Consider the following 17,290-nt stretch of genomic DNA (forward strand, 5'->3'; position numbering starts at 1 on the left):
TCCCCAAATCAAACCCTTATTGTAAACGTAACTTCTGTACCCTCGGATTACGCGAAGCCTTACAATCTCTCCAATGGAATTTTATTGGTTCTTAACTCTACCCCGCAGAATATCTCATCTAATGTCTCGTTTGATAGGATAAACTCCACTGCCGTCATTATACCCCTCTATGCGCTGGAACCCAACTCGATATATCAGATAAATTTCACCCTCCCAAAGCTCACCGTGGTGGTCTACCTATCCTCCACGCTTAGAAATGATAGTTATCATCCAGTGAGCTCAGGTAAAGATTCCTCCTCCAATACAAACCTACGAAACCTACCTTTCATCGTTTTTATTGTAGTAATGGTTATCATTTCAATACTATTAAACCGGAGAAAACGACATTAGTATATACGCTTTTATACTATTCTGAGTATAACTCCCCATGCTAAGGTTGGAAGAGATAAGAAAGGATCTGGAAGCCGGTATCCCAGTTTTGATATACGATTTTGACGGTAGGGAGGAAGAGGTGGACATGGTATTTTACGCCGGTGCTGTCTCCTGGAAAAGTGTGAAAGCTCTGAGAGCTCTGGCTGGGGGTCTAATTTGTTATGCCACTGGGAAAAAGGAGGCAGAGTTGCTGGGTCTTCCTTTCCAGGTCGATATTCTAAGGAGTAGTCAGGAGCTTTCGAGACTCGTGAAGAGGCCCAAATATAATGACGAGCCAGCTTTCTCCATATGGGTCAATCACGTGGATACCGTGACAGGGATATCGGACCAAGATAGGGCCCTTACCATAACAGAACTCCATAAAGTAGTGTCACATCTAAGTGAAGATAGCGAGAACTACAAGGAGTTGTTCTACGAGAAATTCTATTCTCCGGGTCACGTCCCCATACTCATTTCCAGAGGAATTAGAAATAGACGTGGACACACTGAACTGAGTGTAGCGTTAGCAGAGGCACTGGGTCTAGAGAGGAGTATGCTCTTCGCCGAAATGTTGGGAGAGAAGACTAGCCTGAGAAAGGAAGAGGCCATAAAGTTTGCAAAGCATAACGGGTTTCATTTCCTAGAGGGGAAGGACATTCTACAAGAGGTGGTAGCGTGAAGGAGAGGGTGTACGGAGTGGCCGATACGACTTTCTCAAGGGTTAATATGGGCGAGATAGCGATCAACACCATCAGGAGGGAGGATCCAGAGGCCGACATAGTCCGTTATACAGTACCAGGTATTAAGGATCTACCAGTGGCTGCCAAGAGACTTATCGACTCAGGATGTAACGGTGTTATAACCCTAGGCTGGGTAGGGAAGACACAGTTGGACAAATACAGCTACCTTGCCACCAGCATAGGATTGATTACCGTTCAGATCATGACCTCGACTCACGTCATCGACGTAACTGTCCACGAGGATGAGGCTGAGGATGAGGAATCACTTAAGGAGATAGCTATTGATAGAACCAGGAAACACTCTGTGAACCTGGTTAGACTGGTTAGGGACGGCAAGAACGCGCTCACCGGGATGGCCGGTAAAGGATTGAGGCAGGGGTATAGAAATGCAGGACAGCTCGATTAAGCTAGGGATAGTGGTTGCGGAGTTTAACTACGACATCACCCACTTGATGCTAGACAGGGCGATTTCTCACGCTAAGTTCCTCAATGCGGAAGTCAGGGCAGTATTCAAGGTCCCTGGAACCTTCGAGATCCCTCTCGCCGTGAAGCAGTTGCTGTCCAGGGATGATATAGACTGTGTTGTTACCCTGGGGGCAGTAATTAAGGGAGAAACTAAACATGACGAGGTAATTGCCAATCAGGTAGCCAGGTTGGTATCGGACCTATCCCTTGAGTTCAACAAGCCTGTTTCCCTGGGGATTATAGGACCCGGAGCCACGCATGAGCAGGCCATGGAAAGAATTGAGGAGTATTCCACTAGGGCAGTCGAATCAGCCGTGAAGATGGCAAGGAGAATGAGATCCATGATGGAGGGTAGTTCCTCGGTGAACATAGAGTGAAGGTGATGGTTGTCGAGCTGTATAACTACAGGGAATGGACTGAATTGCTGGGAAATGACAGGGAGTGGAAGATCCAGGTGAATCAACATCTTCTCTCGTCAAAGATGATCTGGAAGGCGTCTCAAATGGGCGGTATGGTTTTTCCCATGAGATATGATCAAGCTATCATGCTTGCTGACGGGATAAAGCCCAGTGATCTTAGGGCTTTCCTCCACTACGTGTCAAGGGTAGCTCCTGTAAATATTAGGGCATGTCTAGGATACGGGGAAACTCCACGTAGGGCAGAGGAAAATGGGTACAGTTGCCTTAAGGGGTTGGAGCCCGGAACTTTTCAGGTCTTAGCGTATCCTGACTCACCTGTTGCTGTGGCCCATTTTGACCTCAACGGTTTCACCGACTTCACCAATGGAACCTCCACGTATAGGTCCTTCACAGAGGCACAGAAGTTTTATTCTGAGATAGTAGCGCACATCTACTCACTGGGTGGTATAGCCCAGTATATGGGAGGGGATAACATTGTTACAGTGATCAGCACAGACGTGATAGACCAGGTTATAGCTAAGGTGGAGAATGAACAAAGAATGAAGGTAGGTATAGGAATCGGTAAAAATGCGAGAGATGCCATGAGGAACGCGACAAAGGCCTTAACTGAAATCAGGAAAGATAGGCGAGAAACTTGGAAGCTTCTTCAAGAATAGTAAACGTAGAATATGCTCTACTGGGTCAAGATTTAGAACTGGTACACAAAATTCACCTGGAGATCAGTGACGGGATAATCTCCCACATAGGAAAGGGATGGGATGTTAAGGGCGAATCCTACCCTAATTCCCTTCTCATGCCTGGGCTGGTAAACTCCCACGTTCATACCTTCGATGGGATCGCACCTGAGTTAGGATGGAACCTAACCCTTAAGGAGGTGGTAGGCGACCCTCATAGCGAGAAGTATAGAGTACTCTCCCTGAGGAGCCTCCCTGAGTTAAGGGCCTCAACCCTTAACTTCCTTAACAGGTCCTTGGAGCTTGGGATTTTCACTGTAATCGACTTCAAGGAAATGGATATCAATGGTGCAAAAATCTCGAAAGAGGTTAAGGAAATCTCACCCATTAACTACGTGACTCTGGGGAGATTGGACGGTGAGATAACAAGGGATAGACTTGAAATCCTCAAGGAGTTGGTGGACGGGTATGGGGTAAGTAGCGTATCCATAGGGATGGAAAAGCTTAGCCTCATTCGAGAGGTATTTAGGGATAAGATGACCGCTATCCATGTTTCTGAAACGCTTAGGCATAACTTGGCCTCAGACCTTGAGACCTCTCTTTCCACTCTTAAACCTGATATGGTGGTTCATGGCATCCATCTATCTGAGGAGGAGATGGAACTCTTGGCAGAAACGGACACCAAACTGGTTATATGTCCTCGAAGTAACCTATGGTTCTCAACGGGTATTCCCAACATTCCCATGATGATAAGAAAAGGGGTTAGACTACTAATCGGAACCGACAACGCCGGGATCACCGATCATGATCTCTGGAAGGAGTTAGAGGTTGCATTACTTCTATCGCGACTTCTGGATCCAGGAAGTGATTTTTCCAGGGATATCCTTAAGTCTGCTACCGTTAACCCTGGAAAAGGGGTTTATCCAATAGAGGAGGGAAATAGGATGACAGGAATAATCATGGGGCCACTCCCCAGGTTCGAAGTCTCAAATAACAGGTATATGGCACTAATCAAGGAACCTGGAAAAATAATTAGAGTCTTGGGGCTACCCAAAATCTAATGCCCGCACCCTTCTCAAGGGGGGCCGTTAATTTCATGGGAATCCCTGCCCCAAAGCCTATCTCTATTTCCTTGGAGAAGGAAAGTGCACTTGATACCTTTTCCAGGATTGCTAAACTATACCTGGAACTTCCCTGTTTCTCTATTTCAAGCTTCGTCAGCGGTTTCCCGTTTTTTAGAACGGCGGAATATTTTTTCCCGGCCTCTTCAACTTCAAATGACACGTGATCATCCTCGGCCTTTATTTCCACTTCTTCCCCTACCTGCATGGATTCGTCAACCAGAATCGAGAGTATATCACCACCGATCCCCATGGTAACAGAGTGGGCTACGGAAGGCTCCTTCAAAATTTGAGGTTCCCCCTTCTCAGCCTTGATTGAGAGACTACTCCTTGTGCCCGTTTTCTCATCCTTCATGGATATCCTGATACCTTCGTTAGTTTCAGTTATCTCGACACTGGACCTCCCCTTCATCTTCGAAAGTATCTTCTTCAACTCTCCCAAGTTGAGCTTTACAGAAATCGGCTTCTCAATGCTATATTCCTCTAGTGCATCTTTACCTATCTCAACTACCCCCATCATTACCTTATCGTCAGTAAGGTATTTGCTACCTATTCCTTCCTCCGTGAAATTAAGGGTTAACTCGTCACTGATCTTAGAAATGGAGGACACAATGTAGTAGAAATCCCTAGAACTGCCGTATATTGCCCTGAACATTACTCTTCCTTACTCTTCTTGGTTTTTTTAGTTTTCTTAGTCGTCCTTTTCTTGGCTGTCCTCTTTTTACCTTTCTCGGTCTTACTCACGAAAATCGAGTTATTGTCCTCAAACTCTTTCTTTGCCTCCTCTATACTGATTTTCCCTGACATAAGTCTGTGCCACACCTCGGTGTTCTTTGTAAGTAACTCTATATCCTGAAGGGACATAGCTGGTACTCCTTCTTCGTCTTCCTCCACTTTGCCAGCTTCATCCACCGATGTTTCCGGTTCATTTTCGTCATCGTAATCCTCTGACGTGGAAATCACCCCTGATTTAGGCGAACAACTACTATATCATTCGCCGTTATATCTCTTGTTATCACCTTTCCCCTTTCAAGTACCGAAAGAGTTTCGTAAATAACTCTCCTCGCCTCTTGACTCTCTCCTCCAATCAACCTAGCGATGTAATTTAATTCGTCGGGATCATTCATTCCCATTATCATGGTCATTGAGGCATTGTTTATCATCTTTTCAAGTTTATCGGAATATTGTGAAATTAGTATAAAGCCATATCCAAATTTTCTTCCCTCAGCGAAAAGTCTTTCGGCTAGGGCCTCACCACTCTCCCTTCCCAGTAGAAAGGGTGCCTCGTCTATCACTACGAGCTTTCTTAGTGAGGCAGATTTCTCAAGGTACATACTCCCCAGAATAGAGGTTAGAACGGTCTCCATGAGGATGTACTTTATGTTCGTGGTGGTTATCCTAGAGAAGTCTAGTATAACTTTTCCTTCAAGTAGTTTTCCCAGGTCCTCGCTCCCATAAAAGATGTTTGAGTCTAGGAACCTCAGGTAAGGATCTATGCTTCCCCACCTATTCAAATCCTGTGAATTGAATGATGCCCTCTTTTTCCTTTCTAGGAGTAGAAGCACATCCCTTATCGTAGGAGGGTCTAGAGACCAAGTCCTCTCATCCTCGTCATATATTCCCCTTTCCTGGTACGCCTCAACGAACAGGTTCGATAGGTCCATGGTCTGAATACTTCCCAGATTGAAGATAGATTTAAGCATCAGGGCAATTTCAATGGATCTCTGTTTAGGGGACCTCCCGAAAAGAGAGAGAGGATTTACCCCGTTAAGGGACATATCCATCCTCCTCCCTGGGACATCTTCATATTCCCCGTGTAGGTCGAAGACGATGTAATCTACGTTAGTTTTTGAAAGGATTAATTTAGCCAGGGTGGACTTCCCATATCCGCTCGACCCCACTATTACCATGTTGTAATTCTTCATCTTAGAAAAATCCACACAAAAGGGCTTCTTCACATTAATCCATTTATATCTGTATCCTGCTTGAAACAACCCAGGTGTAAGACTTCTAACCAACACCTTCTCTTCATTGCCTATACATATCCCAGTACTAGTTTCCTTGGGTTCTACCATGAGAAGGTAGGGAAGAGAGATCCAGGATAGGGAGGACAAAGGGCTCAACTCGATCCTTCCGATAAAGGAGAGAATAGCCCCGTCTATTATCACTCCAGTGGCCATAAATGGCGATCTCGTGAGTGCATAGACAGCCGGTGCTAGTATTGCCGAGACTAGGAGGATCTTCAGGTCAGGTGTCCTCTTGATCCTTCTCCATAGCCTAAAGGTAGTATCCCACAGCGACCTCGTTAAGTAAAGGAATGCCGATGATATCCCAACCCCGGAGAGATATTCCAAAAGAATGAGGGGATCGACGGACCCATAAACTAGATTAAATAAGGCAAATATGCTGAGGGAGAAGAGAAGGCTCGGGATCAGGGAATCCAAAACTAGGAGGGAAAAGACCCCATCCAGAAATAATAGAACGGATAATATTAGGGCACCGTTAAACCCGCCAATGATAGGTTGGAGGCTTTCCAGCTCAACGAAGATCATCTCCGCAAGCACTAAGCCTATTGCTATGAGATACCGCGTTACTTTTTGCATATGCTTAATAAGCCTTAGGGCCGAGAGTAATATGCCTTCATGTCTTCAGTATCTCAAGAGTTTATCTCTAGGCTACAATCTCTAGGATACAGGGAACTTACACCCATTCAGAAGCTGGCAATTCCTAGTATTCTAAAGGGCAAACACACACTGGTCATAGCTCCTACAGGTTATGGTAAGACGGAAGCTGCCATAATTCCAGTAATGTATCAGATCTTTGCCAAGGGATATGAAAGGATATCAGCGCTTTACATTACTCCCTTAAGGGCACTCAACAGGGATCTGGAAGGGAGATTGAAGAGCTTTAGTCAGACCTTTGGAATTAGGGTAGCAACTAGACATGGGGACAACTCCAGAAAGGAGAGAAGGGAGATCATCCTTAATCCTCCAGATCTTCTCATTACAACACCTGAGACCCTACTCTATCTAATCGTGGATAAGAGGGTTAAGAAGCTACTAGCTAACCTCAAATGGGTTATCATTGACGAATTGCAAGAAATGCTTGACCAGAAGAGGGGTTATGAGCTATCTGTGGTACTTCAACGCCTCAAGAGGATCTCCAGAAACCCGAGATTTATTGGCCTCTCCGCAACTATCAGCGACGTTGAACTGGCGAAGTCCTATCTGAGCCTAGACGAGGAGGTCGAGGTTGCCAAGGTAGATGGGAGGAAGGACACGGAAATTCTCATTGAGACCCCAGAGCCCTCACAGGAGGTCGTTGATCTAGCGGTAAAGAGAGGAATGGACCCCATACTGCTAGCTAGATTACTCAGGCTTAAGGACGTAATAGAGAAAAATAGGCCAGTTCTCATTTTTACCAACACAAGGGAGACCGCAGAATTCCTTGCCAATCAACTACAAACCATGTTCAATCTGAGGGTTGCAACCCATCACGGTTCGCTCTCCAAGGAGATTAGGACTAACATGGAGTCCAGTTTTAAGGCAGGTGAGCTGGACGCAATTGTTGCGACGTCAAGCCTGGAACTGGGTATAGACATAGGTACTATTTCCCTAGTGGTTCAGTACATGTCTCCAAGACAGACCATAAGGCTTCTACAGAGGGTTGGGAGGAGCGGACATTCCCTTAACAGGAAGGCTAGGGGACTCGTCATCCCTGGGAATTACATGTACGACGTACTTGAATGTAAGGCTATTACGGAACTATCTAAGTCCTATTTAGAGCCCATGATAAAGGAGGAGAACCCCCTGGACGTATTGGCCCATCAGATAGCAGGGATGGTGATAGAGGGACCGCTTCTCATGTCAGATGCACTTGAAATATTTAGGGGCTCCCCCTACTTCAGAAACCTCACCCCAGAACTCCTTGAGGCAGTCGTGGAACAACTTGAGGCAGAGAGGGTAGTGAAAAGGGAGGGAGAGGTCCTGAAACCCTCTAGGAGGACTTGGAAGTACTATTACACTGTGAACATGATTCCAGACTCCAACATGTCCTACCTCGTCATTAACACCAACACCAACTCCAGGATAGGAAATCTAGATTTCGATTTCGTGTCAATTCTAGACGAGGATAGCGTTTTCGTCCTAGGAGGGAGACTTTGGAGAGTGGTGTCCATAGAGGAGGGTAAGGTCTTTGTGTCCCCAGCTGAACTCAAGAAGGGTGATCTACCCAGTTGGTTCGGCGAGGCCATACCAGTGGAGAAGGAGGTCTCAATGAAGGTTTACGAATATCTAACCGAATCCTTTGCGGGAAGAAGGGAGATCGAGCCTGAACTCAAGGCCAAGATAGAGAGTCACCTCTCGAGGAATTACCCAGCCCTAAGGAGGGATTTGATCCTGGTGGAACTAGTGAACTCGGATCTCCTTGTAATCCACTCTCCCTTCGGTACTAGGGGTAACAACACCTTGGGGTCACTCATATCCGCTGTTCTCTCCTCCATGGGATACAGAACCTCGTTCAGAAGCGACCCCTATCATGTGGTGTTAACCTCCATGGTGCCTCTAGATGTGGGGGTAGTGGAGGACGTCCTGGGCAAGGTTAAATCCATGGACCCTGAATATGCCTCCAGGTTACTGGAGCAGCAAGTCGTTAATGAACCTGAATTCAAGTGGATTTTACTCATAGAGGCACAGCGTTTTGGTGCCATAGAGAAGGGAACCGAAATCAAACTGGGCCATTACGTCCTGAGGGCCTACATTGACACCGTGATAGGGAAAGAGGCGATCAAGGAGTTTATGCTAAGATTTCACGATGTATCTATCCTTTCAATTCTCAAGGGGATGGCATGGGAAGTCGTGGAAGTTCCTTCGCCATCTCCTCTTGCCCAGGAGTTTCTCGATCGTCTCCTTGTCTTCACCTCCATAGATGACAAACCAGTTATGGTCGAGGTATTCAAGAGGAGACTCCTGAACAAGGAGATACTTTCAATCTGCCTATTATGCGGTTGGAACTCCAGGGTGAAGGTATCCGATGTCCCAGAGAGATGCCCCAAATGCGGGTCGGTGTTCATTACCTCAACCTTTCCAGATGACAGGGAAGCTCTCGATATCGTGAAGAGAAACATAAGGGGAGAAAAGCTCAACAGAAAGGAACAGAAAAGGCTCTCAGAGCTAAAGTCCATAGCCTCGCTTTACTCGAATTATGGAAGGACAGCCTTTCTGGCCCTTGCCGTTAGGGGAATAGGCCCTACTAACCTAGGCAGAGTCCTGAGGTCCCTCTCCAAAGGAGAGGATAAGTTTTATCAAGCTCTCATGGAGGAGGAGAGGAAGTTCATCAGGTACAGGAAGTACTGGCAGTAAGCTTTTAATAGTGACCGAGAACTTTTCACAAGTGTTCTGATATGGCCATAATTGAAGTGGGTAGGATTTGCGTTAAACTATCTGGACGCGAAGCCGGGAGTAAATGTGTCATAGTTGATATAATAGACAATAATTTCGTCCTTGTAACAGGTCCAAAGAGCATCAGCGGGGTTAAGAGAAGGAGGGTAAACATATCCCATCTGGAGCCCACCGATAAGACAGTGGAGATAGGGAAGGGAGCCTCGGACCAAGAAGTAGAGGCCAAGCTGAAGGAGCAAGGACTAGTAGATTTTATGAAGGAAAAGGTGAAGGTAAAAATTCCAGTGATTTGAATGGATTTTTCTCCCTTCGTGGAAAGGATAGACAAGTTTTGTGGTTATAATCAACCCTGGGAAGTTCGGAAGGATTACGTTCCGGCTGGGGATTTCGGAGTCCAGCCTGATAAGAGAACTATCAAGGACCTCATAAATACCTCTATTATTAACGTGGATAAGCCCCCTGGGCCAACTAGTCATGAAGTGGCCTTCTGGGTAAAGACCATGTTTAACCTACCCAGGGTGGGACACGGAGGGACCCTAGAGCCCTAATGGGCGGGGCAATCCCAAGGTAACCGGCGTCCTACCCATAGGTTTAGGGAAGGCCACCAAGATAATGAGCGTGGTAACGAAGTCGGGTAAGGAGTATGTATGTTTAATGGAGGTCCATTGTGATTTTCAGGAGGAAAGGCTTAGGGCGATTGCCAAGGAGTTCGTTGGGACAATATATCAAAAGCCACCCGTGAGATCTTCGGTGAAGAGAAGGGTAAGGAAGAGGAAGATCTATTCGCTGGAGGTTCTTGAGATGGAAGGAAGAAGAGTCCTCATGAAAATCTCCTCAGAACCTGGAACCTACATGAGGAAGATTTGCCACGACATGGGCATCCTCCTGGGTTGCGGTGCCCACATGAGGGAATTGAGGAGAACAAGGTCAGGAATATTCACCGAGGATACAGTTGTAACGTTACAACAGGTTTCGGAGGCCCTCTATCTTTACCGCAACTGCGGTGAGGAGGATGAGCTGAGGAGAATACTCATTCCCATGGAGATGGCCTTCTGCGGGATACCCAAGATAATCGTAGACGATGAGACAGTGAACTCCCTAGCCTACGGCTCCCCCTTGATGGCGCCAGGAATAGTGGCCTTTCAGGGATTTAAGAAAGGAGATACGGTGGCGCTCATAACTTGGAAGGGAGAGGGAATAGCCTTGGGAAAGGCCCTGGTAGATTCAGTGAGTATGGGTAAGAGGGGAGAGGTAGTGAAGCCTGAAAGGGTATTAATGGATAAAGATGTGTACCCGAAGGCATGGAAGAAATGATGTTCGTGGTAACCGACGTGGTTAACGGAGTCCCTCTGAACTTGATCAGTTACCCAGGTCTCTTCTCCAAGAAGAGGCTAGACCTGGGAACTAGGGTACTCCTGGAGAACCTCATAATCCCTGAGGAGGGAGCAGTAGCTGATGTGGGATGCGGTTACGGACCCATAGGGATATACGTTGCCATCATAAATCCTAGGCTCTCAGTTTACATGCTCGACGTGAATCCGTTGGCGGTGAAGGCCTCAAGGGAGAACGTAGAGAGGTATGGATTAGGGGATAGGGTGAAGGTGCTCAAGAGCGATCTGCTCTCAGGATTTGAGTTCAGGGTTAAGGCCATTTACTCGAATCCTCCGCTTTCCAAGGGAGTAGATGTACTGGAAAGGCTTGCCAGAGATGCTCCAGAAAGACTGGAGAAGGGTGGATGGGTGCAAATGGTCCTGTATAAGGGAGAGGGAAACGCTGTGAAAATATTTAGTGAGTACTTCCCTGAAGTTAAGGTCATGAAAAGCGTGAAGGGATACTCAATTGTCCTTGCCGTAAACAATTAAAGAGAGCAGACAGATAGTTAAGTGCCGGGGTGCCCGAGCGGACCAAGGGGCTGGCCTTGAGAGCTTCCTGGTTAGCCAGTAGGGAACTCCCTGCGCGGGTTCAAATCCCGCCCCCGGCGTCTGGAATCCTTTTAGTCAGTTGGTAGGTTCCTTGGAAGGTATTATGAACCCATCGCTCTACAGGTAGCCAGTTGTACAATGCTAGATACTCGCCATAAGGAACGGGCTCATGCGTCCTCGATTAGGTTTAATTGGTATCAGCCCTCTTGGTCGGAGACCGATGGGTAAGAAGTCTAGGGGCTGACCTTCTGTCACAAAAGTAGTGAAACGAGTTTACTCAAAACTTGTGCAATTCATTGTCCATTCTTGTTGGTTACACCTCAGTTGATAGACTCCTAAGACCTAGCTAAACTGGAGGGGTATGAATGCCTCCAACTGTCCAAAACTTAGCTCAGGATGTTCTTTAGATTTGAGCGTTCAGCGGGTTTTTAGTCCTCTATTAGAAAATCAGAAAATGTGAAATCGGCAGCTCTTGCGCTCGGAAGCTGTACGAGTTAAGGTTCCTAACCTTTTGCGCTACTTGTAGTGCTATCCTGTTGGATATTTCCCTCAAGCTTACTGTCCAAAATAAGTAGCTTAAAGATTTTAAAGTACCATCTAGGATGATTCAACAAAATAGCTCAAGGAGCGGACATCGATCTTGACGGAAACTTAAGGACTCCCTTAAGGAAGCTTTATAACGCAGAATTCTAAATTCCTAATTAGCCGGGTAGTCTAGCGGCCAAGGATCCAGGGCTTTGGCCCCTGGGACCAGGGTTCGAATCCCTGCCCGGCTACCTCCTCGTGATTTTTTGGGTCCTAAAATCCCACTTGATACACTAATTCACGTGAATTTGACATTCTTTCCATGGACTAACCTCGCGTTATGGCACCGCTAGAAGCATGGATATAACAGATAAGATTACGAGAACCAGGAGTACATTCCTATACTCCTCTCTCAACTCCCTCTCCACTAAAACGAAGGCCAGTTCTAAGACCACCACTATTGCAAACTCTATTTCTAGATACGCGAACGAAACGTAGCTCAAGGGATTTCCTTTAATAGATCCAAACTCCCCTAATAGGCCCACAATTGTCATGATCATTATGACGAGTAAGGATATAGCCTCTGGTTGTCTCCTTGATAACCTCCCCAGCAAGGATCGTATGGCCTTACCAACGTAACCTATGTTGGCCTGGATGTAATACGGGAAGGAAAGCAGTCCTACCACTAGGCCAAGCAAGAACGCTAAACTAAACCCAAAAGACGATATTTCGAACCCAGGGATTCCCAGAAGCTTGAATGTTTCCCCCAGGTGCACCACAAACTCCTGTAGAAAGAGTCCCCACAACAACATGTTCATCAACCAAAGAAAAGACCTCCAAAAGCTAAGGTATTGAAACTCTAGATTGTACGTAACCTTAACGTAGACCTGGGTCCCCTTTGAATCGATTTCGGTTCTAAACTGCATATCTATGGCACTATTGGACTCGATTACCCCATTAACGGGTTCTGGGTTACCGAATAAGTCCAACTTGACGCCAGGGAAAAGTTCAACCTTCCTCTTATTCCAATTATCTAAACTCACCGTTTTTTCTTCGGGTCTCTCCTCCTCCAAACGGGTAAAGCTGATTTTTCCCAGATTACTAATCACCTTGTAACCTCTAGGCGGTATTATTACTATACCCTCCGTTATGTTCCCAAATAGCTGTATCTTTATCTCGAACCCTTTCTGGTCTCTCCTTATCTCATCATATCCCTTGAAGCTTATTATACGACACTCTCCAGGATTAAGTTCTCTCTCCAACTCAGCAATCACAGTGAACTCAACCCTGTTCACATCTTCGCCTAATAGTTCCCTCAGTTGGCCATTTGTTAACAAGATGAGAGACTCACGGTTCTCCTCCACACGTAAACCTCTGACGTAACTATCTAACTTGAAGTAGACATGTTTTACGGGAAAATCCGTGTTGTTACAGATTGTATATTCATGTTTTCTGAGGCCCCTCATGGAATCTTCATGCTTGAAGAATATTCTCGTTCTGGTGATGGAGAGATTGTCTACGATCTCCAGGCTATCAACTTGGATTTGAGACTGGGTAATCCTCATCTCACCGGACATGTTAAAGTATACGTATCTAGGTTTCCCTGACTCAGCCAGATAAATTGCGAGATTGAGGAGATCAATCACCTTTAGCTGAAACCCTTCTACCTGACCTTCTTCCTCCTTTGGTTCAGCGACGCTGGATAACACGGTGGAATTTATCCTAAGCCGGTTAAACTGAACAGAGAAGACTTTACCATCCTCTGCTATTGCCCTGACCTCTGCCTCTATCTTTGAGTCTCGTTCCCTCTTCACCGTTATTTCCAGTTTAGTCAAGATAATGTAGGATTCGTGAGATTCGCGATACCTCAATTTCAAATAAATTCTGTACGCAACTCTCTCTGAAATAGCACCTGTACTATCCTTTTCCATGGACATGAACAATAAGAGAATTTAATAAGTTTCAACCATTCCCACGTTTATTTCTGTCGCTATCTCGTCGTTATGCTCTTGTCCAATTACTAGCAGTTCCAAAGATTATATCAGATAATTTTAAAACGTAAATAGATTAGTATAATCTTGGAAGGATGGTCGAAGTCAAGATAATCGGAAAGGATATATTTGAGACCATTAAGGAACTGGAGGAAGGGCCCAAGATGCCAGGATGGGCCGAATGGAGAGCGGTAGAAGCTAACGGGAAGGATAAAAGAAGATCTCAAAATCGGGCAAAGAGTCTATTCTAACCTTGAAAACCAAGCCTTTTGTTACGCTCAAGCTGTAAATGCCCTAAACTGTTTAGGAAAATAAGCCAGGAAAATTACTGAGACTTGGATTGGCCATGAAGGTGTAGGATAAGATATTTCATGTGTGTTAATCTTCTGGTTAAGCGCAGGCCATGCTAACTTTGTTTTGAACCCCAGTGTTTGTGACTAGGTCGATGCCTAGACCTGAGGCTTAACAGTCTGAATTAATCAGGAATTCGACTGATATCCTGGTCCGAAGAGATCAAACTTTTAAAATGAAAGGCGCCGCAGCCGGGATTTGAACCCGGGTCAGGGGCTCGACAGGCCCCCATCCTAGACCGGGCTAGACTACTGCGGCATATTAATATTATTACATTCAATATTTAAAGTTATCTTTTCTTTTTCTTCGGCTATAAATGGGACTAAGTTCAACTGTTCTGATGGTGTTATTAGAACTTTCTAAGAAAAATCTAAAGGCAAACCTCCAAATTTGCTAACTTTGATTGTAGAACCTTGATAGCTGTTAAATCGTGAAGCATTGGCTGGATGTTTGGTTATTGCTGAAGTTAGTGGGTAGCTTGATCCCACTGCCCACTCCACCAAAGTAACTGAGTGGTCCAAACGCGACGAGCCTTATTTACGTTCTAGAAATATCGCCAAAATGACAATGCCATCCGAGGATATATGCATATGTGTGGCAAGTCCACTTACTTTCGGCTAACCCTGTAGTATATAAACTAGATATACTTATATAATCCTAAAACTATTGTTATCCATGGAAACCCTTCAAAGAGAACAGTTAGTTCAGGCCGAGATAAACGGGGATTCTCAGGCCGTTTTGACCCAAATGAGGGTGATCAATGAGCAACTCAATAACTTTGTTCAGAACGATAGGGTACTGGAATCGATCTCCTTTAACGCAATAGCCATGGTGCGGGTTGGGTCACCTTTCACGTATATCACCAACAACGATGAGGCCAACGAGGAGGCCAGATGTAACGGCAGAACCGAGGATAACATGAGGGATAGATTCAACGCGGGGGACAGGGAGTACATGAAGCTCGCCTTCGTTTCCATAGCCAGCGACGATGACATATCTGCGCAAATCGTGGGCAAGCCCGTCAAGGAAGCTCCCAAGCTCGTGTTCAGACAGGGCGTTATGGTAAAGCTCACGAATCCCTCAGGAAAGGAAATTATGGTATACGTGGGTGGAATCTCGCCAGAGTGGAGAGGGGATAGAGTCTCAACTTATCAGTACGGTGCAGAGAGGAGATTTAAGTTCAGTTCCGGGGTTAGGAATAGGATCTCGGGCGTGTTGGGCAGGTTCAACATTGGCGTGCTCTTTGGCGCAGAGAGGGCATCTCAGGTATTTGTGAATCCTCCCTCACCCAAGTCGTCAAGCTACTCCGCGTTCTTGCAGTCATATAGGAGAGATATACTGGAGGATAGCATCAAAAAAGGCCCTGGCCTATTTTACAAAACTCCAACTTCGCACGGAGGGTGTAATGCATGTACCTCTATAGCGTTATCTACTAGCTCTAACTTTCCAGATCTTCTCCCGGCTTTCTCCACTCCCTTTGTCCCATTCATTGACCAGAGCTATTACTTGATCCCTGGCTATCCTGAGAACCCCATAGACGAGTATTACCTTGGGTCTCCCGTCTATGCTGGTAACTCCAACTGCGACACACCCACCATCGTAGGTTTCATCTCCTCCCTTGTACCCTTTTCCCAGGCCCTTCAGGCTTACGCCCAACTCCAGAACAGGTCAGTCCAGTCTAGTAATCAGCTAGAAAGTCAGCTGAACCAGTTCCTCTCATCCTCCTCGGTCGCATTCGTCTTCCCCCCACCAAGGAGCTGGAGCTACGACGACGTAATACAGTGGTCCTACTCCTTGGGCTACTCGCAGGACTACATATCCACGGCCGTCAATTTCGCGGTGGTGTTGGGAATTATCCTTTCCCAGTACCCTGAGGACGTCGTCGACGACCTCGAGAAAGAGCTGTATAGGCACGAGTTCAGTTGTTCCAACCAGGACCAATGTTACTCTGAGATGAGCAAGATAACGCAGGATATCTACAACGTGCTCTCCCAGCAGGGTTCGGACAAGGAACTTGAGGCATTACGTGTATGTCACGCGGAGGCCACCACGCTCGACGAGACCTGTTACTGGAACTGTGTGGATAGGGTCTACGAGTCCCTCAAGCGTCTCCCGCTCTTTGAAAGGCTACACATATCACCTTCGCCCGAGGAGTTAAGGTGGGATGCGCAAACCCAATGCAAGGAGGCCTGCATCAAGTTTAACGAGAAGAGGTACCTCGAATGTCTGAAACAGATATATCCCTCCAGGGGCACTCACGTGACGCCCCAGTGAGGAAACCAAACATTCTTTCTCGATCTCGTGTTTCAAGATTCTCACGTTACGGTTATTGAAATCGTGTGATACATGAGTCACCCACAAAACTCTCTATTTCTAGGGCCAGGTTCTCACAAGCTCATCCAAGATGAAGTGCGGGGGGCGGGATTTGGACCCGCGCAGGACTGCTCCAGCGGATCACCTATGTGATCTTAAGTCCGCCCCCTTTGACCAGGCTCGGGCACCCCCGCAGAAATAAACTTGATCCAGTTGCTTAAAGGTTTATCCGAAAATTTAATTTATCACTGATACTCTCTGTTACCAGATTTACGATGGTGAAGCATTCGAGAGGAAACAGGACAAGGAGCAGGAAACTTCTCAAGAAGTCACCTAGGGAAAGGGGAGCGGTTCCTTCTTTGGGTAGGCTAATGCTTGACCTGAAGGAAGGTGAAAGGGTAGTTATAAAGATAAACTCCTCCACCCATAGTGGGATGCCACACAGGAGATATCAGGGTAAGGTTGGAACCATTCTCGGGAAAAGGGGCAAGTCCTACGAAGTTAAGGTAAAGCTGGGAGATAAGGAAAAGATCCTCATAGTTAGGCCAGAACACCTGAATCAGATAAAGGCTTAAAAGTGATTTTTCTATGTCCTCTATCCAGATCATTGAGGAAGATTACGTTCCCTACTCGGTGGCCAAGGAGATTCTAAAGGAGGCCATTGAGTCAGGATCTTCCTCCTCCATTCTACAGAAGACCTTCGAATACCTTAACTCTCTAGAGAAGTGCAGCGCTGAAAACGCGCGGAAACTCATGGAGGAGCTTAAGGGAATGATCTCCAAGAAGGAGGTTATGGCAATGATAAGCAGTCTTTGCCCCGACAACCCCGATGGCCTTAGGGCTATCCTCACCCTAGAGGGTAAGACGTTTTCACAGGAGGAACTTGAAAAAATTCTAGATTTAATAAAAAGATACAGAAACAACTGATTGTCTTTAATATTCTAATTGCATATATCCTT

The 17,290-nt window shown here is 46.2% G+C and carries 18 protein-coding genes and 4 tRNA genes; 16 read left to right on the forward strand and 6 right to left on the reverse strand.

Annotation, left to right across the window (positions count from 1 at the left end; translation table 11 throughout):
- Positions 1–427: 427 nt before the first annotated feature.
- From MSED_RS00235 to MSED_RS00255, 5 genes are read left to right on the forward strand one after another with little or no spacing between them, the layout of a single operon-like run.
- Positions 428–1,090, forward strand: coding sequence for a 3,4-dihydroxy-2-butanone-4-phosphate synthase (locus MSED_RS00235; RefSeq protein ID WP_011921192.1), 663 nt, complete (start codon positions 428–430; stop codon positions 1,088–1,090).
- Positions 1,091–1,137: 47 nt separating this feature from the next.
- Positions 1,138–1,557, forward strand: coding sequence for a riboflavin synthase (gene ribC / locus MSED_RS00240; protein ID WP_048060216.1), 420 nt, complete (start codon positions 1,138–1,140; stop codon positions 1,555–1,557).
- The gene (gene ribH, locus MSED_RS00245) at positions 1,538–1,993 is read left to right on the forward strand and encodes a 6,7-dimethyl-8-ribityllumazine synthase (protein ID WP_011921194.1); all 456 of its coding nucleotides are present in this window, start codon (positions 1,538–1,540) and stop codon (positions 1,991–1,993) included. The genes ribC and ribH overlap by 20 nt, the downstream gene beginning before the upstream one ends.
- A gap of 5 nt (positions 1,994–1,998) precedes the next feature.
- The gene (locus MSED_RS00250) at positions 1,999–2,691 is read left to right on the forward strand and encodes a GTP cyclohydrolase IIa (protein ID WP_011921195.1); all 693 of its coding nucleotides are present in this window, start codon (positions 1,999–2,001) and stop codon (positions 2,689–2,691) included.
- Entirely contained in the window at positions 2,670–3,770 is a 1,101-nt protein-coding gene (locus MSED_RS00255) for an amidohydrolase family protein (RefSeq protein WP_011921196.1), read from the forward strand. Before MSED_RS00250 ends, MSED_RS00255 begins: the two co-directional genes overlap by 22 nt.
- On the opposite strand, the gene MSED_RS00260 is transcribed toward MSED_RS00255, so the two are convergent.
- From MSED_RS00260 to MSED_RS00270, 3 genes are read right to left on the reverse strand one after another with little or no spacing between them, the layout of a single operon-like run.
- Positions 3,742–4,485 carry a DNA polymerase sliding clamp gene (locus MSED_RS00260; protein ID WP_011921197.1) on the reverse strand — a complete coding sequence of 248 codons (744 nt, stop codon included), beginning with the start codon at positions 4,483–4,485 and terminating at the stop codon, positions 3,742–3,744. The two genes, MSED_RS00255 and MSED_RS00260, sit on opposite strands and share 29 nt — an antisense overlap.
- Positions 4,485–4,793: an RNA polymerase subunit Rpo13 gene (locus MSED_RS00265; RefSeq protein ID WP_011921198.1), complete on the reverse strand. Its 309-nt coding sequence runs from the start codon at positions 4,791–4,793 to the stop codon at positions 4,485–4,487. Before MSED_RS00265 ends, MSED_RS00260 begins: the two co-directional genes overlap by 1 nt.
- A complete protein-coding gene (locus MSED_RS00270) occupies positions 4,790–6,433 on the reverse strand; it encodes an ATP-binding protein (protein WP_011921199.1) in 1,644 nt (547 codons plus the stop codon). Before MSED_RS00270 ends, MSED_RS00265 begins: the two co-directional genes overlap by 4 nt.
- Positions 6,434–6,472: 39 nt before the next feature.
- On the opposite strand from MSED_RS00270, the gene MSED_RS00275 reads away from it, so the two are divergent.
- From MSED_RS00275 to MSED_RS00305, 7 genes are all read left to right on the forward strand, one after another.
- Positions 6,473–9,190 (forward strand): DEAD/DEAH box helicase, encoded by a 2,718-nt coding sequence (locus tag MSED_RS00275; protein WP_011921200.1) that lies wholly within the window; start codon positions 6,473–6,475, stop codon positions 9,188–9,190.
- Positions 9,191–9,231: 41 nt separating this feature from the next.
- A complete protein-coding gene (locus MSED_RS00280) occupies positions 9,232–9,522 on the forward strand; it encodes a 50S ribosomal protein L14e (RefSeq protein ID WP_011921201.1) in 291 nt (96 codons plus the stop codon).
- Entirely contained in the window at positions 9,523–9,777 is a 255-nt protein-coding gene (locus tag MSED_RS00285) for a tRNA pseudouridine synthase A (RefSeq protein WP_011921202.1), read from the forward strand.
- Positions 9,778–9,841: 64 nt separating this feature from the next.
- On the forward strand, positions 9,842–10,543 hold the full coding sequence (locus tag MSED_RS00290; RefSeq protein ID WP_011921203.1) for an RNA-guided pseudouridylation complex pseudouridine synthase subunit Cbf5: 702 nt from the start codon (positions 9,842–9,844) through the stop codon (positions 10,541–10,543).
- Complete coding sequence (locus tag MSED_RS00295) at positions 10,531–11,091, forward strand: class I SAM-dependent methyltransferase (protein ID WP_011921204.1); 561 nt, start codon at positions 10,531–10,533, stop codon at positions 11,089–11,091. Before MSED_RS00290 ends, MSED_RS00295 begins: the two co-directional genes overlap by 13 nt.
- 23 nt (positions 11,092–11,114) lie before the next feature.
- Positions 11,115–11,210, forward strand: a tRNA-Ser gene (locus tag MSED_RS00300).
- 644 nt (positions 11,211–11,854) lie between these two features.
- Positions 11,855–11,927: transfer RNA gene (locus MSED_RS00305), tRNA-Gln, on the forward strand.
- Between the two features lie 87 nt (positions 11,928–12,014).
- Here the strand turns inward: MSED_RS00305 and MSED_RS00310 are convergent.
- The gene (locus tag MSED_RS00310) at positions 12,015–13,607 is read right to left on the reverse strand and encodes a hypothetical protein (protein WP_048059934.1); all 1,593 of its coding nucleotides are present in this window, start codon (positions 13,605–13,607) and stop codon (positions 12,015–12,017) included.
- A gap of 155 nt (positions 13,608–13,762) precedes the next feature.
- Here MSED_RS00310 and MSED_RS12235 point away from each other — a divergent pair, with 155 nt between their 5' ends.
- A complete protein-coding gene (locus MSED_RS12235; RefSeq protein WP_155464914.1) occupies positions 13,763–13,918 on the forward strand; it encodes a hypothetical protein in 156 nt (51 codons plus the stop codon).
- 283 nt (positions 13,919–14,201) lie between these two features.
- Here the strand turns inward: MSED_RS12235 and MSED_RS00315 are convergent.
- Positions 14,202–14,276, reverse strand: a tRNA-Asp gene (locus tag MSED_RS00315).
- A 417-nt stretch (positions 14,277–14,693) separates the two neighbouring features.
- Between MSED_RS00315 and MSED_RS00320 the strand changes: the two genes are divergently transcribed.
- Positions 14,694–16,292: a hypothetical protein gene (locus MSED_RS00320; protein WP_011921206.1), complete on the forward strand. Its 1,599-nt coding sequence runs from the start codon at positions 14,694–14,696 to the stop codon at positions 16,290–16,292.
- A gap of 136 nt (positions 16,293–16,428) precedes the next feature.
- Here the strand turns inward: MSED_RS00320 and MSED_RS00325 are convergent.
- Positions 16,429–16,525 (reverse strand) — tRNA-Leu (locus MSED_RS00325).
- A gap of 81 nt (positions 16,526–16,606) precedes the next feature.
- Here MSED_RS00325 and MSED_RS00330 point away from each other — a divergent pair.
- Positions 16,607–16,906, forward strand: coding sequence for a 50S ribosomal protein L21e (locus tag MSED_RS00330; protein ID WP_011921207.1), 300 nt, complete (start codon positions 16,607–16,609; stop codon positions 16,904–16,906).
- Positions 16,907–16,919: 13 nt separating this feature from the next.
- A complete protein-coding gene (locus MSED_RS00335) occupies positions 16,920–17,258 on the forward strand; it encodes a DNA-directed RNA polymerase subunit F (RefSeq protein ID WP_011921208.1) in 339 nt (112 codons plus the stop codon).
- Positions 17,259–17,290 lie beyond the last annotated feature (32 nt).

This window comes from Metallosphaera sedula DSM 5348, from assembly GCF_000016605.1.
GTDB classification, from domain to species: domain Archaea; phylum Thermoproteota; class Thermoprotei_A; order Sulfolobales; family Sulfolobaceae; genus Metallosphaera; species Metallosphaera sedula.

Coding starts and splice junctions, on each gene's coding strand:
- MSED_RS00235 (WP_011921192.1), top strand. CDS start 428: ATGCTAAGGTTGGAAGAGATAAGAAAGGATCTGGAAGCCGGTATCCCA.
- ribC (WP_048060216.1), top strand. CDS start 1,138: ATGGGCGAGATAGCGATCAACACCATCAGGAGGGAGGATCCAGAGGCC.
- ribH (WP_011921194.1), top strand. CDS start 1,538: ATGCAGGACAGCTCGATTAAGCTAGGGATAGTGGTTGCGGAGTTTAAC.
- MSED_RS00250 (WP_011921195.1), top strand. CDS start 1,999: ATGGTTGTCGAGCTGTATAACTACAGGGAATGGACTGAATTGCTGGGA.
- MSED_RS00260 (WP_011921197.1), bottom strand. CDS start 4,485: ATGTTCAGGGCAATATACGGCAGTTCTAGGGATTTCTACTACATTGTG.
- MSED_RS00270 (WP_011921199.1), bottom strand. CDS start 6,433: ATGCAAAAAGTAACGCGGTATCTCATAGCAATAGGCTTAGTGCTTGCG.
- MSED_RS00275 (WP_011921200.1), top strand. CDS start 6,473: ATGTCTTCAGTATCTCAAGAGTTTATCTCTAGGCTACAATCTCTAGGA.
- MSED_RS00280 (WP_011921201.1), top strand. CDS start 9,232: ATGGCCATAATTGAAGTGGGTAGGATTTGCGTTAAACTATCTGGACGC.
- MSED_RS00285 (WP_011921202.1), top strand. CDS start 9,523: ATGGATTTTTCTCCCTTCGTGGAAAGGATAGACAAGTTTTGTGGTTAT.
- MSED_RS00290 (WP_011921203.1), top strand. CDS start 9,842: ATGAGCGTGGTAACGAAGTCGGGTAAGGAGTATGTATGTTTAATGGAG.
- MSED_RS00295 (WP_011921204.1), top strand. CDS start 10,531: ATGGAAGAAATGATGTTCGTGGTAACCGACGTGGTTAACGGAGTCCCT.
- MSED_RS00310 (WP_048059934.1), bottom strand. CDS start 13,607: ATGGAAAAGGATAGTACAGGTGCTATTTCAGAGAGAGTTGCGTACAGA.
- MSED_RS12235 (WP_155464914.1), top strand. CDS start 13,763: ATGGTCGAAGTCAAGATAATCGGAAAGGATATATTTGAGACCATTAAG.
- MSED_RS00320 (WP_011921206.1), top strand. CDS start 14,694: ATGGAAACCCTTCAAAGAGAACAGTTAGTTCAGGCCGAGATAAACGGG.
- MSED_RS00330 (WP_011921207.1), top strand. CDS start 16,607: ATGGTGAAGCATTCGAGAGGAAACAGGACAAGGAGCAGGAAACTTCTC.
- MSED_RS00335 (WP_011921208.1), top strand. CDS start 16,920: ATGTCCTCTATCCAGATCATTGAGGAAGATTACGTTCCCTACTCGGTG.